Here is a 26,950-nt window from a genome sequence, read left to right as displayed (position 1 = left end):
CCACATCACGATGGGTAACAACACTTATAAATCGTTAAGATTAAGCACATCTCGCATGTCAAAAAGACCATTATCTAAATTTTTGAGCCACAATGCCGAGCGCACGGCGCCGTTGGCAAAGGTCATGCGGCTGGATGCTTTATGGGTAATCTCCACACGCTCGCCGATATCGGCGAAGATCGCCGTATGTTCGCCGACGATATCCCCCGCTCGCACCGTAGCAAACCCAATCGTGCCCGGAACACGCTCGCCCGTATGCCCTTCGCGAGAATAGACCGCGCAGTCCTTTAAATCCTTATCAAGTGCATAAGCAATCGCTTCGCCCATCGCCAGCGCCGTACCGGATGGGGCATCCACTTTGTGGCGGTGGTGCGCTTCGATAATTTCGATATCCGTGTAGTCGCCCATCACTTTCGCGGCTTTCTCCAGCAGCTTGAGCATGACATTGACGCCCACGCTAAAGTTAGCGGCGAAGACAATCCCAATCTCCTGAGAAGCATCTTTGATCGCCTGTTTGCCCGCGTCGTCAAAACCGGTGGTGCCGATGACCATTCCTTTACCGTGCTGACGGCAAAAGGCCAGATGGTGCAGCGTCCCTTCCGGGCGCGTGAAATCGATGAACACGTCAAAATTGTCTTTCACCGCATCCAGACTGCTTTGCACGGTTACGCCCGTCTTGCCCACGCCCGCCAGTTCACCCGCATCCGTTCCAAGAAGCGAGGAGCCGTCGCGCTCCAGCGCCGCACCAAGCGCAACGCCGTCTAACTGCAGCGCTGCCTGAATTAACTGACGGCCCATACGGCCACCCGCGCCTGCTATCGCGACACGCACCTGTGCATCATGCATAGTTATTCTCTTACGTTAAAAGTATGTAAATCGTTTTCAGATTAACCAGCCTGTGACGAAGCCGCTATCTTAAAACGCCGATAATTAGAATTTTATGATAAACAGGCGGCAGTATCAGTAAAAGACATGAGGATCAGCGAAAACCGCATGATTCACACAAAGGGTGGTACTGTCGGGTTCATCACAGGGAATCAGACAAAAAAATGCCGGTCTCTTTCGGGACCGGCATTTCAAAACAGAGAGGATTATTCGACTTCTTTCGCGTCGATGCGCAGCTCTTTCGGCACTTCAAAGACAATATTCTCTTCGCGACCTTCCAGCGGAACAGCTTCGCCGCCACCCAGCTCCTGCAAACGCTTAATCACGTTTTGCACCAGAATATCCGGCGCGGAGGCACCGGCGGTCACGCCGACACAGGCTGCGTTTTTGACCCACGCTTCCTGAATGTCCGTGGCGTCATCAATCAGAAACGCGGTTTTCCCCATACGCTGCGCCAGTTCGGCCAGACGGTTGGAGTTGGAAGAGTTTTTGGAACCGACCACCAGCACCACATCCGCCTGCTCGGCCAGTGCGCGCACCGCTTCCTGACGATTGGTGGTGGCGTAGCAGATGTCATCTTTGCGCGGCCCGACAATTTTTGGGAACCGACTGCGCAGGGCGTCGATGACATCAGAGGTGTCGTCTACCGAGAGCGTCGTCTGGGTCATGAACGACAGGCGCGCTTCGTTTTTCACTTCCAGCGACAGCACATCGTCCGGCGACTCAACCAGGTACATTCCCCCTTCCGGGTTGCTGTACTGGCCCATCGTGCCTTCCACTTCCGGGTGGCCGGCGTGGCCAATCAGAATCGACTCTTCACCACGACGGCTGGCGCGGGCGACTTCCATATGCACTTTGGTCACTAACGGACAGGTGGCGTCGAAGACCGTCAGGTCACGACTTTTCGCTTCGTTACGCACCGCCTGCGAGACGCCGTGCGCCGAGAAGATCAGGATCGCGCCGTCAGGCACTTCACTGATCTGCTCGATAAAGATTGCGCCGCGCTCGCGCAGGCTGTCTACCACATAGCGGTTGTGGACCACTTCGTGACGGACATAAATCGGCGCGCCGTAAATTTCCAGCGCGTTTTCAACAATGCTGATAGCGCGGTCTACTCCGGCACAAAAACCGCGCGGGTTAGCCAACAGGATCTGCATTTACTTCCTCCAGCGCCGGGTCGATCTCCAGCACTTCAACATCAAAATGGACGGTACGCCCGGCCAGCGGATGGTTGAAATCAACGGTGATAGAATCGCCATTAATTTCACGGATCACGCCAGGCATTTCGCTGCCGTCCATAGCGGTAAAAAGCATAATCGCGCCGATTTCCGGCTCGCCCGCGTCCATGAATTCACGGCGCGAGAAATACTGGATCAGATCCGGGGTTGGCACGCCAAACGCCGCATCAGGCTCGAGAGAGAAGGCTTTTTTCTCCCCCTCTTTCAGCCCAAGCAACTGCTGCTCCAGACCTTCCGAAAGAGAGGTGTCACCCAGGCGGAACAGCGCAGGTTTGCCGTTATTGCGGGTCGATTCCGCAGTGGAACCGTCGTCCAGTTTCAGCGTGAAATGGACCAGCACCGCGCTATTGCTCTGTATGGATTTTGACATGCCGATTTGCTCGCTTGTTTTGCCTCAACGGTTTGCCCGGTGGCGCCTGGCTTCCGGGCTTACGTGAGGCACATATTTTGTAAGCCGGGTCACACCCGGCCTTTATATTTACGCCTGCTCTTTCGCTGCGGGTTTAGGCAAGAAACCTTCCAGTACAATCAACGCGGCACCGATGCAAATTGCGCTATCGGCCAGGTTGAAGGTGGCGAAGTGCCAGTCACCGACGTAGAAGTCGATCATATCGACCACAAAGCCGTGCCACAGACGGTCAAACAGGTTACCCAGCGCACCGCCAATGATCAGCGCGTAGGCGATGTTGGTCAGCTTCTGCGTCGCTTTTGAGCGATACATCAGCACCGCGAGGATCACGCAGATACCGATAGCGATACCTGCGAAGAACCAGCGCTGCCAACCGCCGCTGTCGGCGAGGAAGCTGAACGCCGCGCCGTAATTGCGCGCGTAATGCAGATTAAGTGACGGGAACAGCGGAACCGTATCCCCCAGAGCAAAGTTCTGGAGGATCAGGAACTTGCTGCCCAGATCAATAATCAGTACGACGACGACCAGCCACAGCCAGCGCAGTCCTGTTGCACAGAGACATTTACTCATCAGGCAAACTTACGTTTTTCGCCATCACCGGCGATGTTGCTGACACAGCGTCCACAGATATCTGCGTGTTCCGCCACCTGGCCAATATCGTTGGTGTAATGCCAGCAGCGCGGACATTTCTCACCTTCGGCTTTGCTCAGCGCCACTTTCAGCCCTTTGAGCAGCTCGCTCTGCTGGGCATCGGCAGTCGCCTGTGCATAATCGGCAACGCTGGCACCTGAGGTCAACAGGACAAATCGCAATTCATCGCCCAGCGCCGTCAGTTTCGCCGCCAGCTCAGGTTCAGCGTACAGGGTCACTGCCGCTTCCAGAGAGCCACCGACTTTCTTGTCAGCACGCGCCTGTTCGATAACCTTGTTCACTTCGCCACGCACTTTCAGCAGCTCGTCCCAGAAGGTATCGTTCATGGCTTCAGTCTCAGCCAGACCAAACAGGCCGGTGTACCATTCGCCGGTGAAGACATACTTCTCGCGCTCGCCTGGCAGGTAGCCCCAGATTTCGTCTGCGGTGAAGGACATGATCGGTGCCATCCAGCGAACCAGCGCTTCTGCGATGTGATACAGCGCAGTCTGGCAGCTGCGACGCGCCACGCTGTCTGCTTTCGCGGTGTACTGGCGGTCTTTAATGATGTCGAGGTAGAACGAGCCCATCTCGATGGAGCAGAAACGCATCAGGCGCTGCACCACTTCGTGGAAATCGTAAGACTCGTAGGCTTTCAGGATATCGTCCTGCGCCGCTTGCGCGCAGCCCACAGCCCAACGATCCAGCACGACCATCTCTTCCGGTTTCACCATGTCTTTGACCGGATCGAAACCGTTCAGGTTAGCGAGCAGGAAGCGCGCGGTGTTACGGATACGACGATAGCTGTCGGCAGCACGTTTGAGGATCTCATCGGAAACCGCCATTTCGCCGGTGTAGTCCGTAGAGGCCACCCACAGACGCAGAATGTCCGCGCCCAGTTTGTTCATCACATCCTGCGGAGAAACGGTATTACCGATGGATTTGGACATCTTGCGTCCCTGGCCATCCACGGTAAAGCCGTGTGTCAGAACCTGACGGTATGGCGCTTTACCTTTCATCGCGGTGGAGATCATCAGAGATGACATGAACCAGCCGCGGTGTTGGTCAGAACCTTCCAGGTACATATCCGCCGCATGGCCATAGAACTCAGGGCGCACATCCACTACAGAAGAGTGGGTAGAGCCGGAGTCGAACCATACGTCGAGGGTGTCTGGTACTTTCTCGTAGTTGGCCGCGTCGTCGCCCAGGATCTCTTTCGAGTCCAGATCCCACCACGCCTGGATGCCATCCACTTCAACACGTTTGGCGACTTCTTCCATCAGCTCCAGCGAGCGAGGGTGCAGCTCCTGCGTCTCTTTGTGAACGAACAGGGACATCGGTACGCCCCAGGTACGCTGACGTGAAATACACCAGTCAGGGCGGTTAGCGACCATGGATTCGATACGCGCCTGGCCCCAGTCCGGGATCCACTGCACGCCTTTGATCTCTTTCAGAGACTGCTCGCGTAGGCCTTTCTGATCCATGCTGATGAACCACTGCGGGGTCGCACGGAAGATGATTGGCGACTTGTGACGCCAGCAGCACGGATAGCTGTGCTGCATCTTCTCAACGTGCAGCAGGGCACCGCTGGTGCGCAGCATGTCGACAATGATGTCGTTCGCTTTAAAGACGTTGATACCGTCCAGCGCCGGGTAGGTGCCTGGCAGGTATGCGCCGTCTGGCCCAACCGGGTTGGCGATTTCCAGACCGTACTTCAGGCTGATGTTGTAGTCATCCGGGCCGTGGCCACCGGCGGTGTGTACCGCACCGGTACCGGCGTCCAGCGTAACGTGATCGCCAAGAATGGCCGGCACGTCGAAATCGAGGAACGGGTGTTTGAAGCGCATCAGCTCAAGCTCAGCGCCGTTCACGGTGCCCAGCACGGTGTATTCGCTGATGTTTGCGCGTTTCAGGACGCTCTCAACCAGATCTTTAGCCAGAATCACCGCCTGGCCTTCAACCTGTACCAGCGCGTAATCGAAGTCCGCGGACAGGGAGATTGCGCGGTTCGCAGGCAGAGTCCACGGGGTAGTGGTCCAGATAACCAGGGAAATTGGGCCGTTGACGGAGGTCACGCCGAATTTCGCTTTCACCGCGTCCTGATCTACCGCGTGGAACGCCACGTCGATAGACGGAGAGGTTTTGTCGTAATATTCCACTTCCGCCTCTGCCAGCGCAGAACGGCAGTCAACGCACCAATGCACAGGCTTCGCGCCTTTATGCAGATGGCCGTTACCGATGATTTTACCCAGAGCGCGAATGATGTTGGCTTCAGTTTTGAAGTCCATCGTCAGGTATGGACGAGACCAGTCGCCCAGCACGCCCAGACGGATGAAGTCTTTACGCTGACCATCAACCTGCGCGGCCGCGTATTCGCGGCATTTTGCACGGAACTCGGCGGCGGTGAATTTCTCACCCGGCTTGCCGTATTCCTGCTCCACTTTCAGCTCGATCGGCAGACCGTGGCAGTCCCAGCCCGGAACGTAAGGCGAGTCAAAACCGGTGAGTCCTTTGGACTTCACGATAATGTCTTTCAGAATCTTGTTTACAGAGTGACCAATATGAATGCTGCCATTCGCATATGGAGGGCCATCATGCAGAATGAAGGTTTTTTTGCCTTTTTTGGCTGCACGGATGATGCCGTACAGGTCATCATCGGTCCAACGCGCCAGCATTCCCGGTTCACGCTTGGCGAGATCGCCGCGCATCGGGAACCCTGTTTCCGGCAAATTCAGGGTTGATTTATAGTCACTCATCAGATTCTCGGTTCCGTATTTAAAACTCGTTCAGGCATTAAGCCGGGTTCGATAGCCCAAAAAATTCGCGGGCCGTTAACTCATCACGCGCAATTTGTGCTTTCAGCTCATCGAGCGAAGCAAATCGCTGCTCATTGCGTATTTTTTTACGCAGGATTACATCTATATGGCGACCGTAAAGGTCCATTACAACGTCAAGCAGATGCACTTCGAGCTGCTGACGCACACCTGCTACCGTTGGACGGGTGCCGATATTGGCCACGCCCGGCAACGGTTTATCACCCAGTCCGGTGACTTCTACCGCATACACCCCTTTTACCGGGGAAACCTGACGACGCAGCGGGACGTTCGCCGTCGGGAAACCTATTGTGCGACCGAGTTCATCGCCATGCACGACCCGCCCGGAAATGGCAAACGGATGCCCTAACAGGTTCTCCGCCACGTCCAGCTGATCGTCGGCTAAGGCCATACGCACTGCCGTGCTGCTCACGCGCACGCCACCTTCGCAGAAGGTCATGGTGCTGGTGACATCAAAGCCATACTCCAGACCCGCCTTCTGTAATAACAAGAAATCGCCCTGACGACCAGCGCCGAAGCGGAAATCATCGCCCACGGCGAGAAACTGCACGCCCAGACGTTTTACCAGCAGATCGCCGACAAAATTTTGCGCCGTCAGTGCCGCAAAACGTCGGTCGAAGCGCACGCAAAGTACGTAGTCCACGCCGCATTCCGCCAGATAGCGCAATTTTTCACGCAGGCGAGTTAAACGCGCGGGCGCTTTATCACCGGCAAACAGCTCCAGCGGCTGCGGTTCGAAAATCATCACCACGACCGGCAGCCCACGGGCCTCGCCCTCTTTACGCAATCCCTGCAACAGCGCCTGATGCCCACGATGCACGCCGTCGAAATTACCAATGGTCAGTACGCACCCGTGCGGGGCGTGACTGAGATTATGTATGCCGCGTATCAGCTTCATGACAGGCTCAAAACAGTGAAAATCGCCCGAGTATACCTTGTACAGCGGTTAAGGTTAACCGGCGATTGTTGCCTCAAATCAGAAAGCCGTAATGATTTCATGATGCTTAGCTTTCGGAGGGAAAAAATCTGCCCGTTACTGCGTTTTTTTACATCGAAAGACTGTATTCAGCTGAGACAAGCTGGTAGAATCCTGCGCCATCACTACGTAACGTAGCGTCGCCATTCAACGGCGCTTATTTGCACAAATCCATTGACAAAAGAAGGTATAGAGGGCATATTCCTCGGCCTTTGAATTGTCCACATAGATCATATTTGGGAGTTGGACTTGGCTAATATCAAATCAGCTAAGAAACGTGCTATTCAGTCTGAAAAGGCTCGTAAGCACAATGCAAGCCGTCGCTCTATGATGCGTACTTTCATCAAGAAAGTATACGCAGCAATCGAAGCTGGCGACAAAGCTGCAGCGCAGAACGCATTTAACGAAATGCAACCAATCGTGGATCGTCAGGCTGCTAAAGGTCTGATCCACAAAAACAAAGCAGCGCGTCATAAAGCAAACCTGACCGCGCAGATCAGCAAACTGGCTTAATCGCCACTTGTTGTTGCTTGTTATAAAGAACCCGCTTAATGCGGGTTTTTTTATTGGCTCATTTTGACGCTGGCGGCGTAAAGAGCGCCGAGTAGTCGCGGTTACAGATACGCTGCACCGCCGGATGCTGAATCATCCTTTCGGCAAAAATCGCGTGATACTCTTCCATCACGTTGTCCACCCGCCCAATCTCTGTGACCCTGTCATCGGTGTACAGATCATGTGCGTAAAGCGTTGGGGCGACGAAGATCGCGTTATGCGCTTCGCCAAAGGCTTTCATGAGCGCCGCATCATCAAACTCTCCCAGAATCTCTACCTTCAGACCCTGCGAGTTAAACCAGTTCAGCAGCTTGCGCCCTAACATCGAACGTCGTCCCGGCACGAGCAGGCGTCGCTCCTCAAGGCAGGCGGGAAACGGTTTATCTGGCGGCGGATTGATGCACCAGAAGCTCACACCGCATTCGCCAATCTTGACCGAGAACAGCCCTTCCTGTTGAGTAGAGTCGATCGGGCAGTCCGAGATGATGATGTCCAGCTTATGCTGGCTCAGCTGCTCCAGCAGCATCTCGTGCGTCGATTCAAAGCAGCGCAAATGGATCTGCTCATCTTCCACCACCGCCGCGTCCAGCACGCCGCTCACCAGCCGTTTAGACAGCGCATCCGCAACGCCCACATCAAACAGCAGGTTTGACTCTTTGCGGTAGTTCACGATATCGAGCATCTCCTGGCTCAGGGTGAACATCTTATCCGCGTAGCGAAAAACCAGTTCACCCAGTTCGCTCGGCTCAATACCACGGCCCTTACGCTTAAACAGCTTCCCCTGCAGGCGTTCTTCAAGTGCCTTTATCTGACCGGTAATGGTCTGGGGCGTCAGATAGAGCGCCTCTGCTGCGCCGACCACTGAGCCTTCTTTGTAGACGTGCCAGAAATAGTACAGATGGTTGTAATTGATGTGAGACATAGCATTTCGCTCCCTGAGAGTATTGTCAGGAGAGGGCCTCTGCCCTCCCCCTTTTAACTGTTAGGCCGGTTGCACCTGTCCGGACAGCTTCACTTTCAACAGTGTGTATCCCGTGAACGCGGCCAGTAACGAGCCGATCAAGATCCCGAGTTTTGCCCACACGATGAGCTGAGGGTCATATGACGCAAAGGCCAGGGTCGAGATGAAAATCGACATCGTGAAGCCAATTCCGCACAGCACGCCGACCGCCGCGATTTGCCGGAAGGTCGTCCCCTGCGGCAATGACGCGAACTTCAGCTTAAGAGCCAGCCAGCAGAACAGGCCGATCCCCAGCGGCTTACCGATAAACAGGCCAGCGACGATGCCCATCGGCAGCATAGATGTCAGGCCGCTCAGGGTGACGCCCTGCAGCGACACGCCCGCATTCGCGAATGCAAACAGCGGCAGTATCATAAAGGCGACCCAGGGATGCAGGACATGCTCCAGCTGTTTGGCCGGGGATTTGCCCTTCTCATCCGCTTTCAGCGGCACAAAGAAGCCGATGATAACGCCCGCCAGCGTCGCATGAACGCCCGATTTCAGTACCGCGGTCCACAGCACCACGCCCACCAGAATGTAGATCCCGGTTCGGCGCACATTAAACAGGTTTAGCAGCGCCAGTACAGCGATAGCGCCCGCCGCCACGCTCAGAGATAACACCGACAGCTCGCTGGTATAGAACAGAGCGATAATCACGATCGCGCCCAGGTCGTCGATAATCGCCAGCGCCATCAGGAAAATCTTTAACGCCACCGGCACGCGACTGCCCAGCAGCGCCAGCACGCCCAGCGCAAAAGCAATATCTGTTGCCGCCGGAATCGCCCAACCGTGGCGAGCGACCGGGTCATGGTAGTTAAACACCAGATAGAGCAGCGCAGGCACCACCATACCGCCCAACGCAGCAATAACCGGGAAAGCTGCCCGCTGACGACTGTTAAGCGACCCAAGAACCAGCTCACGTTTTACTTCCAGGCCCACCAGCAGGAAGAACACAGCCATCAGCGCGTCGTTAATCCACAGCAGCATGTTCTTGTTGATCTCTAAGGCACCCACGCGCAGCTCAACGGGCGTGTCCAGAAATGCACGGTACAGGCCCTGAGTCGCATCCAAATTCGCCAACACCATGGCGGCAAGTGCAGCGATAATCAAAATCACGCCGCCGGACGCCTCATTGCTGAAGAATCGTTGTAAAAGTTTCACTTTAGTTCTCTCTCTAAGACCATACCTCGATAAAACCATAATACCAAGGCAAACAGCTCGAAAAAATCAGATTAATGTTGCGGATACACTCGGTTTTGCCGAGCAATTCGCCACCAAAAGAAAAAGCCCGGAATCGCTTCCGGGCTTTGAAAAATTCACACTCGCTAAGGGATTAGCGGGTCAAATCATCGAAGAATTTTTTCACGCCATCGAAGAAGCTTTTGGAACGCGGGCTGTTATTCTCGCCCGTTGGACCGCCGAAGCTTTCCTGCAACTCTTTCAACAGCTGTTTCTGTTTGTCGTTGAGACCGACCGGCGTTTCGACGACCACACGACACAGCAGGTCACCCTGCGCACCGCCGCGAACGGATTTCACGCCTTTGCCGCGCATGCGGAACAGCTTGCCAGTCTGGGTTTCGCCCGGAACCTTCAGGTTCACGCGCCCGTCGAGCGTAGGCACTTCGATTTCGCCGCCCAGCGCCGCCATCGCGAAGTTGATCGGCACTTCACAGTACAGGTTGTTGCCTTCACGCTCAAAGATGGCGTGCTGCTTCACCTGAACCTGAACGTACAGATCGCCCGCTGGTGCACCGTGCTCGCCTGCTTCGCCTTCACCGGACAGACGAATACGATCGCCCGTATCCACCCCTGCCGGGATTTTGACGGACAGGGTTTTGGTCTTCTCAACGCGACCGTGACCGTGACATTTGTTGCACGGATCTTTAATCAGCGTACCGCGACCATGACAGTGCGGACAGGCCTGCTGCACCGCGAAGAAGCCCTGGCGAATCTGTACCTGACCGGAGCCGTGACAGGTTGGACAGGTCTGCGGCTTGGTACCCGCTTTCGCGCCGCTGCCGTGGCAGATATCACACTCTTCCAGCGTCGGAATGCGAATCTCTTTCGTGACACCGCGTACGGCCTCTTCCAGCGTCAGATCCATGTTGTAGCGCAGATCCGCGCCGCGCGCTGCGCGCTGACGACCACGGCCACCGCCGAAGATATCACCGAAAACATCGCCAAAGATGTCGCCGAAATCAGCACCACCGCCACCAAAGCCACCGCCGTATCCGCCGCCGCCCATGCCGCCTTGTTCAAACGCCGCATGACCGTACTGATCGTAGGCTGCACGTTTCTGAGCGTCGGTCAGGATTTCATACGCTTCTTTGATCTCTTTAAATTTGGCTTCGGCCTCTTTGTCACCCTGGTTACGGTCCGGGTGAAATTTCATGGCCAGGCGCTTGTACGCCTTTTTGATTTCACGCTCTTCCGCAGTTTTCGGAACGCCTAAAATCTCGTAGTAGTCTTGCTTTGCCATTGGTTTTTTCAGCCCCTTAACATGCGAGCACGGGCGGAGAGGAAACCTCTACGCCCGTGCCGATTAATTACCCTGCATCAGGGCGATTATTTTTTGTCTTTTACTTCTTCGAACTCAGCGTCGACAACGTCGTCGTCTTTCGCGTTGTTCGCGGAAGCACCAGCTTCAGCGCCAGCCTGCTGCTGTGCGTGCTGTTGCTGAGCAATTTCCATCAGCTTCTGGGACGCCTGCGCCAGCTCCTGCATTTTCGCTTCGATGTCCGCTTTGTCTTCGCCTTTCAGGGAAGTTTCCAGCGCGCTCAGTGCAGCTTCGATAGCGGTTTTGTCATCAGCTGGCAGCTGATCGCCAGCTTCTTCAACCTGCTTACGAGTGCTGTGCAGCAGATGGTCACCCTGGTTACGGGTCTGAACCAGCTCTTCGAACTTACGGTCAGATTCAGCATTTGCTTCTGCTTCACGAACCATTTTTTCGATCTCTTCTTCGTTCAGACCAGAAGAAGCCTTGATGGTGATCTTCTGCTCTTTACCGCTGTTTTTGTCTTTCGCGGAAACGTGCAGGATACCGTCAGCATCGATGTCGAAGGTGACTTCGATCTGTGGCATACCGCGCGGTGCCGGGCTGATACCGTCGAGGTTAAACTGGCCCAGATCTTTGTTATCCGCAGCACGTTTACGCTCACCCTGCAGCACATGGATGGTTACCGCAGACTGGTTGTCTTCAGCGGTAGAGAACACCTGGCTGTGCTTGGTCGGGATAGTGGTGTTTTTGCTGATCAGCGCAGTCATCACGCCGCCCATGGTTTCGATACCCAGCGACAGCGGGGTAACGTCCAGCAGCAGAACGTCTTTCACTTCGCCGGTCAGTACGCCGCCCTGAACCGCTGCACCGATTGCCACAGCTTCGTCCGGGTTAACGTCTTTACGCGGCTCTTTACCAAAGAATTCAGCAACTTTCTTCTGAACCATTGGCATACGAGTCTGACCACCTACCAGGATAACGTCCTGAATGTCAGAGACAGACAGACCAGCATCCTGCAGAGCAACTTTCAGCGGCTCGATGGAACGGTTGACCAGGTCTTCGACCAGGCTTTCCAGTTTCGCGCGAGTCACTTTGATGTTCATGTGTTTTGGACCAGACGCATCTGCAGTGATGTACGGCAGGTTCACGTCGGTCTGCTGCGCAGAAGACAGCTCAATTTTGGCTTTTTCTGCGGCTTCTTTCAGGCGCTGCATGGCCAGCGGATCGTTACGCAGGTCAATGCCCTGATCTTTCTTAAATTCGTCAACGAGGTAGTTGATCATACGGCTGTCGAAGTCTTCACCACCCAGGTGGGTATCACCGTTGGTTGCCAGAACTTCGAAGGTTTTTTCGCCGTCAACTTCGTCGATTTCGATGATAGAGATATCGAAAGTACCACCACCGAGGTCGTAAACCGCGATAGTACGGTTGCCAACTTCTTTATCCAGACCGTAAGCCAGTGCAGCTGCGGTTGGTTCGTTGATGATACGTTTGACTTCCAGACCTGCGATACGACCGGCATCTTTGGTTGCCTGACGCTGAGCATCGTTAAAGTAAGCAGGTACAGTGATAACCGCTTCAGTTACCGGTTCACCCAGGTAATCTTCAGCCGTTTTCTTCATTTTCTTCAGCACTTCAGCAGAGATCTGCGGCGGTGCCATTTTCTGGCCCTTCACGTCGATCCATGCATCACCGTTGTCAGCACCGATAATTTTGTACGGCATGATGGCTTCATCACGCTGAACTTCTTCATCCTGGAAGCGGCGGCCAATCAGGCGTTTAATCGCAAACAGAGTGTTTTGCGGGTTAGTCACGGCCTGACGTTTAGCCGGCTGGCCAACCAGAGTTTCACCATCCTGGGTATAAGCAATGATAGAAGGCGTGGTGCGATCGCCCTCGGCGTTCTCCAGCACACGTGCAGTAGTGCCGTCCATAATCGCTACACAAGAGTTGGTAGTACCCAGGTCGATACCAATAATTTTACCCATCTAAACGTCTCCACTAAAAATTTGTTCATCATGTGGTTGTGAATCTGTAATAAGGGCGAAACGTGCGGTTTCAACTGCCCAGATTTGATTTTTTTCAGCTTCACTCACTGCGGTTGACTACAAGATGGGGTCGTAACGGCATCCATCAAGGGGGAAGGATAAAAAATTTTTTAATTTCACCCTGCTCAGATCATAGACGCCGAGGGTCGCGGTGATTATTATGCCGCGCCACGCCTGGGAGAGTGGGCGTGGTAAAACCATTTCACCATACTAATGATGATTTTTTGAGGACTTATGGGCAACACTAAGTTGGCTAATCCGGCTCCGCTGGGCCTGATGGGTTTCGGCATGACCACTATTCTGCTGAACCTGCATAACATCGGCTTATTCCCGATGGACAATGTTATCCTGGCGATGGGCATTTTTTACGGCGGTATCGCGCAAATCTTCGCGGGCCTGCTGGAGTATAAAAAAGGCAACACCTTCGGTTTAACCGCATTCACCTCTTACGGTTCTTTCTGGCTGACGCTGGTCGCCATTCTGGTTATGCCGCAAATGGGCTTTGATGCATCAAATGGCCACTTCCTGGGCGTATACCTGGGTCTGTGGGGCGTGTTCACCCTGTTCATGTTCTTCGGTACGCTGGTTGCTAACCGCGTTCTGCAGTTCGTCTTCCTGAGCCTGACCGTGCTGTTCGCCCTGCTGGCGATTGGCCATCTGGCGGAAAACGAAAGCATCGTTCACGTTGCTGGCTGGGTAGGTCTGGTCTGTGGCGCAAGCGCAATTTACCTGGCAATGGGTGAAGTGCTGAACGAGCAGTTTGGTCGCACCGTTCTGCCGATTGGTGAAAAACACTAATCCCCCTTCGTGCCCGCCTCGCGGGCACGAATCTCCAGCATTAATTCTTCTGATTGATACCTCGTTCATGCGCTTTATGGGACACTGTGGCTCCCTCTTTTTATCAAGACGCTCGCTATGATGGCTTACGATCCGTCTCGTACTGACTGGCTGCAACGCTGGGCCGCGCTACTCCTCACCGGGATTCTGGCCGGGCTGGGCGGCATGCTGCTCGCCATGCTACTGCATGAAGTTCAGCACCTCGTTTACGGCTACAGCCAGACCATCCTCATCAGCCCGCAGTCATTTTTAGAGGGCGTGACGGATGCCAGCGCACAGCGACGTTTTCTCGCCCTCACCTCTGCGGGTCTGGTAGCGGGTATCGGCTGGTGGTCGCTTGCGCGCTACGCCAAAAAACGCATCAGCATTGGCGAGGCGATAAAAAACCCTGACACACCAATGCCAGCCGTCACGACGCTCATTAACGCTCTGCTGCAGATTATCACCGTCGCGATGGGTTCGCCGCTTGGCCGCGAAGTCGCACCACGCGAAGTGGGCGCACTGTTTGCCGGCGGCGTCGCCCGTCGTTTACACCTGAGTTCTGCGGATATCCAGCTGATGATTGCCTGCGGTGCCGGCGCCGGGCTGGCGGCGGTCTATAACGTTCCTCTGGCCGGGGCCATATTTACTCTGGAAGTGCTGCTGGTCAGCTTCAGTTGGGAGAAAGCCATCGCCGCGCTGGTAACCTCAGCGCTGGCGGCGTGGATCGCCACATTAGGTCTTGGCGATGAGCATCAGTACCATTTCACCCCCGAAATCGCCGCCACTTCGCTTGTTTTCTGGGGCGCGCTTTCTGGCCCGCTGTTTGGTGCGGCGGCGTTTCTGTTTCGTCGTGTGACGCAGCACGCACGCAGTAGGGTACGCAGTAACTGGCAAATGCCGGTCTTCAGCCTGATCGCCTTTACGGCCCTCGGCGCGTTATCCGTCTGGTTCCCACAGTTGCCCGGCAATGGCAAAGGCCCGACGCAGCTTGCCCTCAACGGCGCTATCACGCTACAGCTCGCCACCGCGATCCTCGCTCTTAAAGTGGTGGTGATCTGGGCGGTACTGCGCGCCGGTGCTCAGGGCGGGTTACTGACACCGGGACTCGCCGTAGGGGGTCTGCTCGGTTCAGTGCTGTTTATCCTGATGGGGCGCTGGTTTCCCGGCACCGATATGGCAAGCTTTGCTCTGACGGGTGCGGCCGGTTTTCTCGCGGCCTCCCTGCAAATGCCACTGACCGCCATCGTGCTGATCATGGAATCCACCCGCATGGACCATACCTTCCTGGTGCCGGTAGCCCTCTGCGTGACAGGCGCGTACATGACCTGCCGCCGTCTGGACGGTTGATTTTTGCGCACAACAGAAACCGCGGCTAAACAAGTTGCGCTATTCACATCATTTTAATTGATAAGCATTATCATCCCGAATATTGTCACCGGGAGCATCCCGGATATTGGATATCAGGCAGCATTAAGGACAGGAACGTTTCGGGATAAACTACGATTCTGCTTTTGTTGCATAAGGTAAGCCAATGAGTTCCCCTCTTGTCGCCAGCGTGAAGCCTGACGGGTCAGCGGTGGCGTCACAGTACCGAAAAGTCGTGATGCGTCGCTTTATCGTTGCGGGTGTAATCCTGCTCATGATCATCTTCTCGCTGCTGCTCGATTTTACCCTCGGCCCTTCCGGGATTTCCGTCTCAACCCTGTGGCACACGCTGTTTGATGCCGCCTCCGCCGACGCGGGCACACGGGTGATTGTCTGGGATTTACGCCTGCCCTTCGCGCTGATGGCGGTGGTGGTCGGCATGGCGCTGGGGCTCGCGGGCGCAGAGATGCAAACCATCCTGAACAACCCCCTCGCCAGCCCGTTTACGCTGGGTGTCTCTTCCGCCGCCTCTTTTGGCGCGGCGCTGGCAATTATTCTCGGGCTGGGAATCCCCGGTATTCCCGATCAATGGTTTATCTCCGCCAACGCCTTTGTCTTTGCGCTAATGGCCTGCTTCGTGCTCGACGGCATCAGCCGCTGGACGCGCGTCGCCACCTCCGGCGTGGTGCTGTTTGGCATCGCGCTGGTCTTCACCTTTAACGCGCTGATCTCCATTCTGCAATTTGTCGCCAGCGAAGATACGCTCCAGGGGCTGGTGTTCTGGACGATGGGCAGCCTGGCCCGCGCGTCGTGGGGTAAGCTCGCGATTCTGGTGGTAGTGCTGCTGGTTGTCGTTCCCCTGTCGCTGAAAAATGCCTGGAAGCTCACGGCTCTGCGCCTCGGGGAAGACAGGGCCGTCAGTTTTGGCATTAACGTGCGCAAACTGCGGCTGGCAACGCTTCTGCGCATCAGCATTATTTCGGCGCTGACGGTGGCCTTTGTCGGGCCGGTCGGTTTTATCGGCCTGGTCGCGCCGCATATCTCACGCATGATATTTGGCGAAGACCACCGCTTTTATCTGCCGGGGAGTATGCTGATCGGCGCGCTGGTGCTCTCCCTCGCCTCGGTGCTCTCCAAAAATATCGTTCCGGGCGTCATCATTCCGGTCGGCATCGTCACCTCGCTGGTCGGCGTGCCTTTCTTCCTGAGCATTATTATTCGCCATCGGGGGACGCTGTAATGGATGGCTTGATCGTCACCGACCTGCACACCGGCTATCGCAAAAAGAAAATCATCGACGGGCTGAATACGCCTCTGCTGCCGCGCGGGAAAATTACCGCGCTGCTTGGGCCAAACGGTTCGGGGAAATCGACGCTGTTGCGGGCACTGGCCGATCTGAACCCGGCGCAAGGCAGACTGGAGCTGAACGGCGAAGATCTGATGAAATTACCTTCCGCCCAGCGGGCACAGAAGGTGGTCTATCTGCCGCAGTCGCTCCCGGCGGGAGTGCATCTGCATGCGCTGGAGTCAGTGATCGTCGCGCGACGCGCCAGCGGCTTTTACGCCGACGGCAACGCAGAACAGGAAGCGTTCGATATCCTGCAAAAACTCGGCGTCGCCCATCTGGCAATGAGCTATCTCGACCAACTCTCCGGCGGACAGAAACAGCTGATTGGCCTTGCGCAGTCGCTGATCCGCCAGCCCGACCTCCTGCTTTTGGATGAACCCCTGAGCGCCCTCGATCTCAACTACCAGTTTCACGTCATGGATATCGTCGCCCGCGAAACGCGGTTGCGTAACATCGTGACGGTGGTGGTTATCCACGACATCAACATCGCCCTGCGCCACGCCGAATACGCCGTGATGCTCAAAGAGGGTGCCCTGGTCGCCAGCGGAATTCCGGGTGAAGTGGTCACCCCCGCAAATCTGGCAACGGTCTACGGAGTGAGGGGCCGGGTGGAATATTGTTCGCAAGGACTGCCGCACGTGGTGGTCGATGGTTTAACCGCATAACAAGCATCATGAGACGGGGAAGTAAGACGATGAAGAAGATGATATTCGCCGCGGTACTGCTGCTCTCGCCGCTGCTGGCGATGGCCCAGAACTGGCCGGTGACCGTAAAAGACAGGGATAACCGCACGGTCACCATTCCGAAGGAGCCGCAGCGCATTATTTTGCAGGATGGCCGCGATATCCTGGCGCTGGCGATTCTCGAGCGGGACGATCCCTTCGCCAAAGTCGTGGCATGGAACAACCTGCCGAAGAAACAGGACACTGAAACCTGGAACGTGCTGAAGCGTAAATGGCCGGAAGCCGAGAAGATCCTTGATATGCAATTCTCGGATCAGGGGAACGTCGATCTGGAGACGGTGATTTCGCGCCATCCGGATCTGATGATCGCCCAGCTGCGCGCGAAACCTTCGCTGACGCAAAGCGGCGTGCTGACTCAGCTGGAAGCCCTGCACATTCCGGTGGTTTTCGTCGATTACGAACTGCATCCGGTGGAGAACACGCTGCCGAGTATTGATCTGCTGGGCAAGGTGTTAGGTCAGACGGAGCGCGCGCAGGCCTACATCGATTTCTACCAGCAGCGTCTGGATCGGATTCATCAGCGCCTGGCTACAGCAGAGAAAAAGCCACTGGTGTTTATCGAACCGATCGCCGGCGTGGCTGGCCTGGATAACGGCTGTTGCTTTACCCACGCGCACAATGGCTGGGGCGGGCTGGTAGAAGCCGCGGGTGGCGTGAACATTGGCTCGCAGCTGCTGCCGGGCGCAACCGGGAATATCTCGGTGGAGAAAATTATCTCCCTGAACCCGGATTACTACCTGATGACCGGTTCAAAACGCTCGGGGAAAGGAACGGCGATTATACCGTTTGGCTACAACGTGCCGGAAAGCGATGTCGCCGCCGCGTTTAAGGCGCTGGTGTCGCGCCAGGGCGTGAGCAGCATTCCGGCTGTCGCGGAAGGCCGAACCGGCGCGCTGTACCATCACTTCTACAATAATCCGTACAACATCATCGCCATTGAAGCGTTGAGTACACGCTTCTACCCAACGCTGTTCAAGGATGTTGATCCGCTGGCGGATTATCACGAGCTGATCAAAAGCTTCACTCACATTCCGGATGACAACATCATCCTGAGTTTTACCCCTCGTTAGTCTGCGCGTGCGCCATCAGCTGATGGCGCTCACCGCGAAGCCAGATCCCAAGCCCCATTCCCATCAACGCCAGCGCCAGCACGTACCAGGCAGGCGCCATCGGCGACACCCCCATCAGCAGCGTGACGGCAATCGGCGTCAGGCCGCCGAAAATGGCGTACGAGACGTTGTACGAGAACGAAATCCCGGTGAAACGCACTTCTGCCGGGAAGGCGCGGACCATCACATATGGCACCGCACCGACCACGCCGACGCACAGCCCCACGACGCCGTAGAGCAGGAACAGCTGTTCCGGATGTGCGCCCGCCAGATGATAGAACGCCCAGCTCGACCCGGCGAGCAGCAGGCTGCCGACGATGAACGTCCGGCTGGCGCCAAAGCGGTCAGCCGCCAGACCGGCAATCAGACAGCCAAAGCAGAGCATGATGGTTGCAATGCTGTTGGCCTGCAGCGTCACCGCCGGGGCAAAGCCGTACTGTTTTTGCAGCCAGACCGGCGACATCAAAATCACCACCACAATCCCGGCAGACAGTAGCCAGGTGAGCAGCATGGAAATCACCACCGCTTTCTGATGGCGCACCACAACTGATTTCACCGGCAGCTCCTGCGCCAGCGCTTTACGCTGCTGCATTTCGAGGAAAATTGGCGTCTCCTGCAACCAGCGGCGCAGGTACATCGCCACCAGGCCAAACGCGCCACCCAGCAGGAACGGAATACGCCAGCCCCACTCATGTACGGCCTGGGTGGTCATACTGGTGTTGATCAGGGTCGCCACCACCGAGCCGAGCAGAATCCCGACCGTCAGCCCGGCGGTTAAGGTTCCGCAGGCAATCCCGATGCGCCGCGCCGGAACATGTTCAGCGACAAACACCCACGCCCCCGGCACTTCCCCGCCGATTGCCGCCCCCTGCAAAATGCGCATCAACAGCAGCAGAACTGGCGCCACGATGCCCATTGAGGCATAGGTCGGCAGCAGACCGATGGCCAGCGTCGGCACCGCCATCAGCAAAATGCTGAGGGTAAACATCTTTTTACGCCCGACCAGATCGCCAAAGTGGGCCATAATGATGCCGCCCAGCGGACGCGCAAGATAGCCCGCGGCAAAAATGCCGAAAGTCTGTACCTGGCGCAGCCATTCCGGGATATCCGCCGGGAAGAAGAGTTCGCCCACGACGGCGGCAAAGAAGACGAAGATGATGAAATCGTAAAACTCCAGCGCGCCGCCGAGGGCCGCGAGCGTGAGCGTTTTGTAGTCCTGACGATTCAGAGGCCGGGTGTAATGTGACATAGCAAACCTTTACTGGCAGTGTTGATTTAATTTTACAGCAATCGTAAAGAAAAAATGACTATACCGTAAATGTATCACCACGCCATTGAGGCTGTAGCTTATGTCACAAACACACTAATTTCAGGAGATTGTTTCGCGTCGCGCGCTTTTAGGACGAAAAGCTGCTACCACTTGCGGATCGGTCTCAATGTAGGGGCCGTCCAGTAACTGTATACAATACGGTACACTGGCGAAAATCCCGGCCACCGCCACTTTCCCGTCTTCGGCTTTCACACCTTCAAGCGTCTCTTTGATCGACTTCGGCTGGCCCGGCAGATTGAGAATCAATGCCTGTTTGCGGATCACCCCTACCTGGCGCGAAAGAATCGCCGTTGGCACAAAGTGCAGGCTGATCTGGCGCATCTGTTCACCGAAACCTGGCATCTCGCGGTCGGCCACCGCCAGGGTCGCATCCGGCGTCACATCGCGGCGCGCAGGCCCGGTACCGCCGGTGGTCAGCACCAGATGGCAGCTCATTTCGTCCACCAGCTCGCACAGGGTTTGCTCGATGATCGGCTGTTCATCCGGGATTAAGCGGGTTTGCACTTCAAATGGGGTGGTCAGTGCGGCAGCCAGCCACTCTTCTAATGCCGGGATGCCTTTATCGGCATAAACGCCGCTGGAGGCGCGGTCAGAAATCGACACTAAGCCGATGCGTAAGGTATTCATATCCATTCCCTTCATAACAATACTGATTAAGGGGAATGATACACGCAGAGGGGAAAATCAGACAGGGGACGAAAGAAGTAACGTGGCCGGGAGAAGCTCCCGGCCATGAAAAATGATTACAGCAGATCGCCGATCATTTTTTCCAGTTTTTCCTGGTCAACAGCAAACTTACGGATACCGTCCGCCAGTTTGTCTACTGCCATTGGATCCTGGTTGTGCTGCCACAGGAACTCTGACTCGGTGATACGCTCTGGACGCGCTTTCACTTCGCCGGTGTAGCTCAGTTTACGCTCCAGTGCGCCTTCGCTCTCTGCCAGCTCTTTCAGCAGCGCAGGGGCGATGGTCAGACGGTCGCAACCCGCCAGCTCGATGATTTCGCCGACGTTACGGAAGCTTGCGCCCATCACGACAGTCTCATAACCGTGCTGTTTGTAGTATTCGTAGATTTCAGTGACGGAAACCACGCCTGGATCTTCAGATGCTGCGTACTCTTTCTTGTCAGTGTTGGCTTTGTACCAGTCCAGAATACGGCCCACGAACGGAGAAATCAGGTACACGCCCGCTTCTGCACAAGCACGTGCCTGAGCGAAGGAGAAGAGCAGAGTCAGGTTACAGTTGATACCTTCTTTTTCCAGCTGCTCTGCAGCGCGGATGCCCTGCCAGGTAGACGCCAGTTTAATCAGGATACGATCGTTGCTGATGCCCGCATCGTTATACAGTTTGATCAGGTGTTTGGCTTTCGCGATAGACGCTTCGGTGTCGTAGGACAGACGCGCGTCAACTTCGGTAGAGATACGACCCGGAACCAGTTTCAGGATTTCCAGACCGATGTTCACAGCCAGTTTGTCAGTTGCATCCACAACCTGCTGCGCACGATCGTTGCTCTGGCCTTTCGCCCAGGTGACAGCTTCGTCGATCAGTTTGCGGTACTCAGGGATCTGCGCGGCGTTAAGAATCAGAGAAGGGTTAGTTGTGGCATCCTGCGGCTGGTACAACTTCATTGCCGCGATATCTCCGGTGTCAGCTACGACAGTGGTGAACTGACGAAGGGAGGTCAATTTATCCGTCATGATAGTGTTTCTCTTTTAACGTGCCCTGGATAATTCACGCTACCGACAGCCTGCCAGCAGCGGAAAAATGACAGGTTTACTTGTTAGGGGGATGTAACCGGTCTGCCATGATGATAACACGACGGAATGACAGCGCAACCGCAGACAGTGCGCTTACGGATAGTATGGTAAACTCTGAATATTAACAGCGTGCTAATTAACAGCAGGCTTACTCAACAATCTAACCTTACCCTAAAACATTCGCGTTGCAGACAGGCGGCAGGCGAGCAAATCCCCGGAAGTGATACGTCAGTAACTGGGATGAACGAGCACAGCCAGCGCACCGGCGGCCCGAAGCAGGAGGGGTAAGAAAGTGGCATCAACAAGAGGGACGTTAATGCCGGACTATTTCTCGTTTATCAATGAAGTCCTGTGGGGCTCAGTAATGATTTATCTGTTACTGGGGGCCGGGATCTGGTTTACCGTTCGCAGCGGTTTTATTCAGTTTCGCTACATTCGCCAGTTTGGCAAAAGTCTTAAAAACAGCGTCAGCCCCCAGCCCGGCGGATTAACGTCCTTCCAGGCGCTCTGCACCAGTCTTGCGGCACGCGTCGGCAGCGGGAATCTCGCCGGTGTGGCACTCGCCATCAGCGCGGGCGGCCCTGGCGCCGTGTTCTGGATGTGGGTCACAGCCATTATCGGAATGGCGACCTCATTTGCAGAGTGCTCGCTGGCCCAGCTCTACAAAGAGCGGGACAAGCATGGTCAGTTTCGCGGCGGCCCGGCCTGGTACATGGCCCGAGGGCTGGGCATGCGCTGGATGGGCGTTCTGTTTTCCCTTTTCCTTCTCGTCGCCTACGGTCTTATTTTTAACACCGTTCAGGCCAACTCCGTGGCCCATGCTGTGCGCTATGCCTTCGACTTCCCGGAATGGATAACGGGTGTCGTCCTGGCGGTACTGACGCTGCTGGTGATCGTGACCGGCATCAAAGGCGTCGCGCGCCTGATGCAGTGGCTGGTTCCGGCCATGGCCCTGCTGTGGGTGATCGCAAGCCTGGTGGTCACCGCCGCGCATCTCGAACAGGTTCCAGGGGTGATCGCCACCATTTTCAAAGCCGCGTTTGGCTGGCGAGAAGCCGCCGCTGGCGCACTGGGATACACCCTCAGCCAGGCGCTGACCGCAGGTTTCCAGCGCGGTATGTTCTCAAACGAAGCCGGTATGGGTTCGACGCCAAATGCGGCCGCGGCGGCAGCGTCATGGCCCCCTCACCCGGCGGCTCAAGGGATCGTGCAGATGATCGGTGTGTTTACTGACACCATTATCATCTGTTCAGCCAGCGCGATGATTGTGCTGCTGGCGGGGCCGGTGCCTCATTCCGCGGATGCCGTCGGAATTCAGATCATCCAGCAGGCGCTGGTGAACCTCTCAGGCAGTTGGGGTGCCGGATTTGTCTCGCTGATTGTGATTCTCTTCAGCTTCAGTTCCATCGTCGCCAATTACATTTATGCCGAAAATAACCTGATATTCCTGCGCATCGATTCACGCAACACCCTGTGGTGTCTGCGCGTCGCGCTCGTCGGGATGGTGTTGACAGGCTCGATGATGAGCCTGCCGCTGGTCTGGCAGCTGGCGGATGTGATTATGGCGCTGATGGCAATCACGAATCTGACAGCCATTCTGCTACTGTCGCCGGTGGTGACGCTGATTGCCAGTGATTATCTACGCCAGCGGAAGCTGGGCGTGAGGCCGGTGTTTGACGCCACCCGCTATCCTGAAATCGAATCACAAATTGCCCCGGGCAGCTGGGATGATTTGCCACGGCAATAACAGTCATCGATCAAATCAGGCCGTTTTTTTGCTAAAGTCGCACTAAATTTCCTGCAAGGACTGGATATGCTGATTCTGATTTCACCTGCAAAAACGCTCGATTACCAGAGCCCGCTCGCCACCGAGCGCTATACCCAGCCCGAACTGCTGGATCATTCCCAGCAGCTGATCCGCGAGGCGCGCAAACTTTCCGCCCCGCAGATTGGCAAGCTGATGAGCATCAGTGACAAACTCGCCGATCTCAACGCCACCCGCTTCCACGACTGGCAGCCGGACTTTACGCCGAAAAACGCCCGCCAGGCGATCCTCGCCTTTAAAGGTGATGTGTATACCGGCCTGCAAGCGGAAACGTTCAGCGAAGCCGATTTCGATTTTGCCCAGCAGCACCTGCGTATGCTCTCGGGTCTTTACGGCGTGCTGCGCCCACTGGATCTGATGCAGCCGTACCGCCTGGAGATGGGCATTCGTCTGGAAAACGCCAAAGGCAGAGATCTGTACCACTTCTGGGGCGATATCATCACCGAGAAGCTGAACGACGCGCTGAGCGCTCAGGGCGATAACATCGTGATCAACCTGGCATCTGACGAATACTACAAATCCGTGAAGCCGAAAAAGCTGAACGCCGAGATCATCAAGCCGGTATTTTTGGATGAGAAGAACGGTAAGTTCAAAGTGATCAGCTTCTACGCCAAGAAAGCGCGCGGGTTGATGAGCCGCTACATCATCGAAAACCGCCTGACGAAGCCAGAACAGCTGACTCACTTTAACAGCGAAGGGTATTTCTTTGACGGCGAAGCGTCAGGGAAAGGCGAACTGGTGTTTAAGCGTCACGAGCAGTAATTCCCCGTGGCGCTACGCTTCCCGGCGCGACTCGTCGCTCTGCTAAGCGCAGCGCCATCAGGCAGTGTTAATGATGTTTCCAGTCCGGCCCCTTGCCGTGGTTATCATGCTTATCACCATGACGATTATCGTGAGGCTCGCGATGCTCGTCATGCGGATGCCAGCGGTTGTCGCGCCATTCGTAATGCGATTTCCACCAGTCATGGTCGCGCCAGCGGCCGCCATCCCAGTAGTGTCCGCTTTTATCCTGATCGCCAATCTGTAATTTAACCGCCGGGATCAGCGTGATCTCTCCGGCCTGTACCACTGCGGGAGCGACCAGCATCAGCGAAAGTGCGAGCATTGCAGGTTTCAGTTTAGACATAGGTGACTCCTTCATATTCTTGCCCAACGTGGGCCGATGTAAGGAGATTACGTGAGGGAAGTCGGGGATGTTATTCTCTGCAATCCTAATCTCTAAGTGAGCGCATTTATTGGGAATTTCTGCTTTTTCCCTGCATTTTTTCTCCTTATTTTCTCCATAAAAAAACCGGGCGAACCCGGTTTAGCTAGCTATGTGCGTTCTGTTAGCCGGTTAGGCGAAGCCGCCACCCGGCATAACCCTCACTCGCGCGTCATCATCAGCTGACGCAGCGCCGCAAAATCTGCTGGCAGAGTGTGGGACAGCAGCGGCAGATCGGCGCGATCGGCCAGCTCTTTTGGCAACGGCAGCGATTCACCCAGGATCTCATCCACGCTCTCTTTGAACTTCGCCGGGTGCGCCGTTCCGAGGAACAGGCCGTACTCGCCCGGATTAAGCTGGTCGCGCAACGCACGATAGGCAATCGCCGCATGCGGCTCGGAGGTATACCCCACCGCTTTCAGTTCACGCATCGTCGCTTTGGTAGTGTCATCACTCACCGCCGCATAGCCGAGATCGCCCAGACGCCAGATCTTACGGCGGAACAGCTCTTCCACGCGCGGCCAGTTGTTCGGCTGGCTTACGTCCATCGCGTTAGAGAGCGTCGCCTGCGTCGCGTTTGGCGTCCACTTGCCATCCTTCAGGAAACGTGGAACGGTGTCATTGGCGTTGGTCGCCGCGATAAAACGCTTCACCGGCAGGCCCAGGGATTTGGCCAGCAGCCCGGCGGTCAGATCGCCAAAGTTGCCGCTTGGAACAGAAATCACCAGCTGATTGCGAGCTTCCTGCGGCAGTTGCGCCACCGCCTCGAAGTAGTAGCAAATCTGCGCCAGCAGACGGCTGATGTTGATTGAGTTCGCCGAGTTCAGTCCCAGCGCCACTTTCAGCTCTTCGTCGTCGAAGGCCTGCTTCACCAGCGCCTGACAGGCATCGAAATCGCCGTCGATGGCGACGGTTTCAATGTTACCGCCGAGGGTACAGAACAGTTTTTCCTGTAGCGGGCTGATTTTGCCCTGCGGATAGAGGATCACCACGCGCACGTTTTTCAGGCCGTAAAACGCGTGAGCCACCGCTGCACCGGTATCACCAGACGTCGCCGTCAGAATGGTGACCGGTTTGTCGCCGCTGATGTGCGTCAGCATCTGCGCCATAAAGCGCCCGCCGAAATCTTTAAACGCCAGCGTCGGGCCGTGGAACAGCTCCAGACAGCCGATGTCTGGCTCAACGGATTTCACCGGTGCCGGGAAGGCAAACGCAGTGCGCACGCGCGCTTCCAGCAGTTCGTGAGGAATTTCATCGCCAATAAAAGCAGAGAGGATTTTCGCGCTGCGGCTGACGAAATCCTGCTTCAGCATTTCATCGACTTCCGTCAGGCTAAACTCCGGCAAATCATGCGGAAAAAACAGCCCCTGATTTTTGCCCAGCCCCTGAGTCACCGCCTGCGCGAAGCTCACCTGCTCGTTATGATCTTTAAGATTGTAGAGTTTCATCGTTTATCCCAGTACTCGTGCGCCTGCCGTGTCCAGACGGCAAATATGAACAAAGCCTTCCTGATTTTGCAGGTAATTTTTCGCCAGCCAGTCTGCCACGCGCTGCGCGGTGTCCGGCTTATCACAAAGGGCGAACAGCGTCGGGCCTGAGCCCGAAATACCGCACGCCTGCGCGCCGATATCCAGTGACGCCTCACGCGCTTCATTGAAGCCCGGCAGCAGTTTGGTGCGGTACGGCTCGGCAATCACATCTTTCATCAGCTTCGCGGCAAGTGCAGGCTGACGGGTATAGCAGGCGTGAATAAAGCCCGCCAGATGACGACCGTGCGCGATACAGTCCTGACGACGATACTGCGCGGGCAGAATCGCGCGCGCTTCAGCGGTCGAAACTTTAATCCCCGGATAGGCCAGCACCCATAGCCACTCATCAAAGCCTGGCACCTGCTGGCTGATAATGCCGTTCTCTTCGATCATCAGCTGCATCCCGCCAAGGAAGCACGGCGCGACGTTATCATAGTGAATGCTGCCAGAGATGCGCCCTTCCAGTTCGCCCATCAGTGACAGCAGGCGGGTGTTGTTAAGCGGTTTGCCGCAGTGTTCGTTCATCGCCACCAGCGCGGCGACGACGGAACAGGCGCTGGAACCCAGCCCGGAGCCAATCGGCATACTTTTTTCAAGGGTCATGGCGACCGGCACGTTTTTACCGATCTCCTGACAGAAGCGTTCCCAGCACTGGTAGACAATATTCTCGCGCGGCTCTGGCGGCAGCTTGTTGGCGAAGCGGCCAATATTATTGAGGCTGAAACTGTCCGCCGCTTCGACGGTGACGGTATCACCCAGCAGCGAACCGTCGAGGGGCGTTACCGCCGCACCCAGCACATCAAATCCGACGCTCATATTAGCGCTGGAAGCCGGGGCATAAACTTTGACCAT

24 protein-coding genes and 1 pseudogene are annotated in these 26,950 nt (G+C 56.0%); 8 read left to right on the top strand and 17 right to left on the bottom strand.

Going from position 1 to position 26,950, the window contains the following annotated elements; translation table 11 throughout:
- Positions 1-24: 24 nt before the first annotated feature.
- From dapB to C0560_RS03540, 7 genes and pseudogenes are all read right to left on the bottom strand, one after another.
- A complete protein-coding gene (gene dapB / locus C0560_RS03570; protein ID WP_248859645.1) occupies positions 25-846 on the bottom strand; it encodes a 4-hydroxy-tetrahydrodipicolinate reductase in 822 nt (273 codons plus the stop codon).
- Positions 847-1,091: 245 nt separating this feature from the next.
- Positions 1,092-2,042 (bottom strand): 4-hydroxy-3-methylbut-2-enyl diphosphate reductase, encoded by a 951-nt coding sequence (gene ispH, locus C0560_RS03565; protein WP_100777688.1) that lies wholly within the window; start codon positions 2,040-2,042, stop codon positions 1,092-1,094.
- On the bottom strand, positions 2,023-2,493 hold the full coding sequence (gene fkpB / locus C0560_RS03560) for an FKBP-type peptidyl-prolyl cis-trans isomerase (protein ID WP_095280714.1): 471 nt from the start codon (positions 2,491-2,493) through the stop codon (positions 2,023-2,025). The genes ispH and fkpB overlap by 20 nt, the downstream gene beginning before the upstream one ends.
- A gap of 108 nt (positions 2,494-2,601) precedes the next feature.
- Positions 2,602-3,102, bottom strand: coding sequence for a signal peptidase II (gene lspA, locus C0560_RS03555; protein WP_100777690.1), 501 nt, complete (start codon positions 3,100-3,102; stop codon positions 2,602-2,604).
- A complete protein-coding gene (gene ileS / locus C0560_RS03550; protein ID WP_100777691.1) occupies positions 3,102-5,918 on the bottom strand; it encodes an isoleucine--tRNA ligase in 2,817 nt (938 codons plus the stop codon). Before ileS ends, lspA begins: the two co-directional genes overlap by 1 nt.
- Before the next feature lie 37 nt (positions 5,919-5,955).
- Positions 5,956-6,894 carry a bifunctional riboflavin kinase/FAD synthetase gene (ribF, locus tag C0560_RS03545; RefSeq protein WP_102104566.1) on the bottom strand — a complete coding sequence of 313 codons (939 nt, stop codon included), beginning with the start codon at positions 6,892-6,894 and terminating at the stop codon, positions 5,956-5,958.
- Between the two features lie 7 nt (positions 6,895-6,901).
- Positions 6,902-7,123: pseudogene (locus C0560_RS03540) on the bottom strand (DUF2575 domain-containing protein).
- 98 nt (positions 7,124-7,221) lie between these two features.
- Here C0560_RS03540 and rpsT point away from each other — a divergent pair.
- Positions 7,222-7,485 (top strand): 30S ribosomal protein S20, encoded by a 264-nt coding sequence (gene rpsT / locus C0560_RS03535; RefSeq protein ID WP_100777693.1) that lies wholly within the window; start codon positions 7,222-7,224, stop codon positions 7,483-7,485.
- Between the two features lie 58 nt (positions 7,486-7,543).
- Here the strand turns inward: rpsT and nhaR are convergent, their stop codons facing one another.
- The 4 genes from nhaR to dnaK form a co-directional block, all read right to left on the bottom strand.
- Positions 7,544-8,446, bottom strand: a complete 903-nt coding sequence (nhaR, locus tag C0560_RS03530; protein ID WP_100777694.1) for a transcriptional activator NhaR — start codon at positions 8,444-8,446, stop codon at positions 7,544-7,546.
- A 60-nt stretch (positions 8,447-8,506) separates the two neighbouring features.
- Positions 8,507-9,685, bottom strand: a complete 1,179-nt coding sequence (gene nhaA / locus C0560_RS03525) for a Na+/H+ antiporter NhaA (RefSeq protein WP_123429511.1) — start codon at positions 9,683-9,685, stop codon at positions 8,507-8,509.
- A gap of 172 nt (positions 9,686-9,857) precedes the next feature.
- The gene (dnaJ, locus tag C0560_RS03520; protein ID WP_102104565.1) at positions 9,858-11,003 is read right to left on the bottom strand and encodes a molecular chaperone DnaJ; all 1,146 of its coding nucleotides are present in this window, start codon (positions 11,001-11,003) and stop codon (positions 9,858-9,860) included.
- An 86-nt stretch (positions 11,004-11,089) separates the two neighbouring features.
- Positions 11,090-13,009, bottom strand: a complete 1,920-nt coding sequence (dnaK, locus tag C0560_RS03515) for a molecular chaperone DnaK (protein WP_100777697.1) — start codon at positions 13,007-13,009, stop codon at positions 11,090-11,092.
- A 294-nt stretch (positions 13,010-13,303) separates the two neighbouring features.
- Here dnaK and satP point away from each other — a divergent pair, with 294 nt between their 5' ends.
- The 5 genes from satP (at position 13,304) to C0560_RS03490 (ending at position 18,414) form a co-directional block, all read left to right on the top strand.
- Positions 13,304-13,867, top strand: coding sequence for an acetate uptake transporter (satP, locus tag C0560_RS03510; protein WP_100777698.1), 564 nt, complete (start codon positions 13,304-13,306; stop codon positions 13,865-13,867).
- A 117-nt stretch (positions 13,868-13,984) separates the two neighbouring features.
- On the top strand, positions 13,985-15,235 hold the full coding sequence (locus tag C0560_RS03505; RefSeq protein ID WP_248859643.1) for a chloride channel protein: 1,251 nt from the start codon (positions 13,985-13,987) through the stop codon (positions 15,233-15,235).
- Between the two features lie 256 nt (positions 15,236-15,491).
- On the top strand, positions 15,492-16,493 hold the full coding sequence (locus tag C0560_RS03500; protein ID WP_371923380.1) for a FecCD family ABC transporter permease: 1,002 nt from the start codon (positions 15,492-15,494) through the stop codon (positions 16,491-16,493).
- Complete coding sequence (locus tag C0560_RS03495) at positions 16,493-17,266, top strand: ABC transporter ATP-binding protein (RefSeq protein WP_248859639.1); 774 nt, start codon at positions 16,493-16,495, stop codon at positions 17,264-17,266. Before C0560_RS03500 ends, C0560_RS03495 begins: the two co-directional genes overlap by 1 nt.
- A 29-nt stretch (positions 17,267-17,295) precedes the next feature.
- Positions 17,296-18,414 carry an ABC transporter substrate-binding protein gene (locus tag C0560_RS03490; protein ID WP_248859638.1) on the top strand — a complete coding sequence of 373 codons (1,119 nt, stop codon included), beginning with the start codon at positions 17,296-17,298 and terminating at the stop codon, positions 18,412-18,414.
- On the opposite strand, the gene C0560_RS03485 is transcribed toward C0560_RS03490, so the two are convergent.
- The 3 genes from C0560_RS03485 to tal all read right to left on the bottom strand — a co-directional run bounded on the left by C0560_RS03485 (position 18,401) and on the right by tal (position 21,480).
- Complete coding sequence (locus tag C0560_RS03485) at positions 18,401-19,702, bottom strand: MFS transporter (protein ID WP_100777703.1); 1,302 nt, start codon at positions 19,700-19,702, stop codon at positions 18,401-18,403. The two genes, C0560_RS03490 and C0560_RS03485, sit on opposite strands and share 14 nt — an antisense overlap.
- 120 nt (positions 19,703-19,822) lie before the next feature.
- Positions 19,823-20,410: a molybdopterin adenylyltransferase gene (mog, locus tag C0560_RS03480; protein ID WP_248859636.1), complete on the bottom strand. Its 588-nt coding sequence runs from the start codon at positions 20,408-20,410 to the stop codon at positions 19,823-19,825.
- Positions 20,411-20,526: 116 nt separating this feature from the next.
- Positions 20,527-21,480, bottom strand: coding sequence for a transaldolase (gene tal / locus C0560_RS03475; protein WP_100777705.1), 954 nt, complete (start codon positions 21,478-21,480; stop codon positions 20,527-20,529).
- A gap of 376 nt (positions 21,481-21,856) precedes the next feature.
- Between tal and C0560_RS03470 the strand changes: the two genes are divergently transcribed.
- Positions 21,857-23,287, top strand: coding sequence for a sodium:alanine symporter family protein (locus C0560_RS03470; protein ID WP_100777706.1), 1,431 nt, complete (start codon positions 21,857-21,859; stop codon positions 23,285-23,287).
- Between the two features lie 66 nt (positions 23,288-23,353).
- Positions 23,354-24,127 carry a peroxide stress protein YaaA gene (gene yaaA / locus C0560_RS03465; protein ID WP_123429515.1) on the top strand — a complete coding sequence of 258 codons (774 nt, stop codon included), beginning with the start codon at positions 23,354-23,356 and terminating at the stop codon, positions 24,125-24,127.
- Positions 24,128-24,194: 67 nt separating this feature from the next.
- On the opposite strand, the gene C0560_RS03460 is transcribed toward yaaA, so the two are convergent.
- From C0560_RS03460 to thrB, 3 genes are all read right to left on the bottom strand, one after another.
- Entirely contained in the window at positions 24,195-24,491 is a 297-nt protein-coding gene (locus C0560_RS03460) for a DUF2502 domain-containing protein (RefSeq protein WP_100777708.1), read from the bottom strand.
- A gap of 239 nt (positions 24,492-24,730) precedes the next feature.
- Entirely contained in the window at positions 24,731-26,017 is a 1,287-nt protein-coding gene (gene thrC, locus C0560_RS03455) for a threonine synthase (RefSeq protein ID WP_248859634.1), read from the bottom strand.
- 3 nt (positions 26,018-26,020) lie between these two features.
- Complete coding sequence (gene thrB, locus C0560_RS03450) at positions 26,021-26,950, bottom strand: homoserine kinase (RefSeq protein ID WP_100777710.1); 930 nt, start codon at positions 26,948-26,950, stop codon at positions 26,021-26,023.

This window comes from Lelliottia sp. AC1, assembly GCF_023278595.1.
In the GTDB taxonomy this organism is placed as follows: Bacteria; Pseudomonadota; Gammaproteobacteria; order Enterobacterales; family Enterobacteriaceae; genus Enterobacter; species Enterobacter nimipressuralis.
This window is presented reverse-complemented; position numbering and strand designations above follow the sequence as displayed.

What these genes read in the sequence shown, in the direction of transcription:
- lspA (WP_100777690.1), bottom strand. Translation starts at nt 3,102, where the DNA reads ATGAGTAAATGTCTCTGTGCAACAGGACTGCGCTGGCTGTGGCTGGTC.
- dapB (WP_248859645.1), bottom strand. Translation starts at nt 846, where the DNA reads ATGCATGATGCACAGGTGCGTGTCGCGATAGCAGGCGCGGGTGGCCGT.
- nhaR (WP_100777694.1), bottom strand. Translation starts at nt 8,446, where the DNA reads ATGTCTCACATCAATTACAACCATCTGTACTATTTCTGGCACGTCTAC.
- dnaJ (WP_102104565.1), bottom strand. Translation starts at nt 11,003, where the DNA reads ATGGCAAAGCAAGACTACTACGAGATTTTAGGCGTTCCGAAAACTGCG.
- tal (WP_100777705.1), bottom strand. Translation starts at nt 21,480, where the DNA reads ATGACGGATAAATTGACCTCCCTTCGTCAGTTCACCACTGTCGTAGCT.
- ribF (WP_102104566.1), bottom strand. Translation starts at nt 6,894, where the DNA reads ATGAAGCTGATACGCGGCATACATAATCTCAGTCACGCCCCGCACGGG.
- C0560_RS03470 (WP_100777706.1), top strand. Translation starts at nt 21,857, where the DNA reads ATGCCGGACTATTTCTCGTTTATCAATGAAGTCCTGTGGGGCTCAGTA.
- yaaA (WP_123429515.1), top strand. Translation starts at nt 23,354, where the DNA reads ATGCTGATTCTGATTTCACCTGCAAAAACGCTCGATTACCAGAGCCCG.
- C0560_RS03495 (WP_248859639.1), top strand. Translation starts at nt 16,493, where the DNA reads ATGGATGGCTTGATCGTCACCGACCTGCACACCGGCTATCGCAAAAAG.
- thrB (WP_100777710.1), bottom strand. Translation starts at nt 26,950, where the DNA reads ATGGTCAAAGTTTATGCCCCGGCTTCCAGCGCTAATATGAGCGTCGGA.
- C0560_RS03505 (WP_248859643.1), top strand. Translation starts at nt 13,985, where the DNA reads ATGATGGCTTACGATCCGTCTCGTACTGACTGGCTGCAACGCTGGGCC.
- C0560_RS03500 (WP_371923380.1), top strand. Translation starts at nt 15,492, where the DNA reads ATGCGTCGCTTTATCGTTGCGGGTGTAATCCTGCTCATGATCATCTTC.
- C0560_RS03460 (WP_100777708.1), bottom strand. Translation starts at nt 24,491, where the DNA reads ATGTCTAAACTGAAACCTGCAATGCTCGCACTTTCGCTGATGCTGGTC.
- mog (WP_248859636.1), bottom strand. Translation starts at nt 20,410, where the DNA reads ATGAATACCTTACGCATCGGCTTAGTGTCGATTTCTGACCGCGCCTCC.
- ispH (WP_100777688.1), bottom strand. Translation starts at nt 2,042, where the DNA reads ATGCAGATCCTGTTGGCTAACCCGCGCGGTTTTTGTGCCGGAGTAGAC.
- fkpB (WP_095280714.1), bottom strand. Translation starts at nt 2,493, where the DNA reads ATGTCAAAATCCATACAGAGCAATAGCGCGGTGCTGGTCCATTTCACG.
- thrC (WP_248859634.1), bottom strand. Translation starts at nt 26,017, where the DNA reads ATGAAACTCTACAATCTTAAAGATCATAACGAGCAGGTGAGCTTCGCG.
- dnaK (WP_100777697.1), bottom strand. Translation starts at nt 13,009, where the DNA reads ATGGGTAAAATTATTGGTATCGACCTGGGTACTACCAACTCTTGTGTA.
- C0560_RS03485 (WP_100777703.1), bottom strand. Translation starts at nt 19,702, where the DNA reads ATGTCACATTACACCCGGCCTCTGAATCGTCAGGACTACAAAACGCTC.
- C0560_RS03490 (WP_248859638.1), top strand. Translation starts at nt 17,296, where the DNA reads ATGAAGAAGATGATATTCGCCGCGGTACTGCTGCTCTCGCCGCTGCTG.
- satP (WP_100777698.1), top strand. Translation starts at nt 13,304, where the DNA reads ATGGGCAACACTAAGTTGGCTAATCCGGCTCCGCTGGGCCTGATGGGT.
- ileS (WP_100777691.1), bottom strand. Translation starts at nt 5,918, where the DNA reads ATGAGTGACTATAAATCAACCCTGAATTTGCCGGAAACAGGGTTCCCG.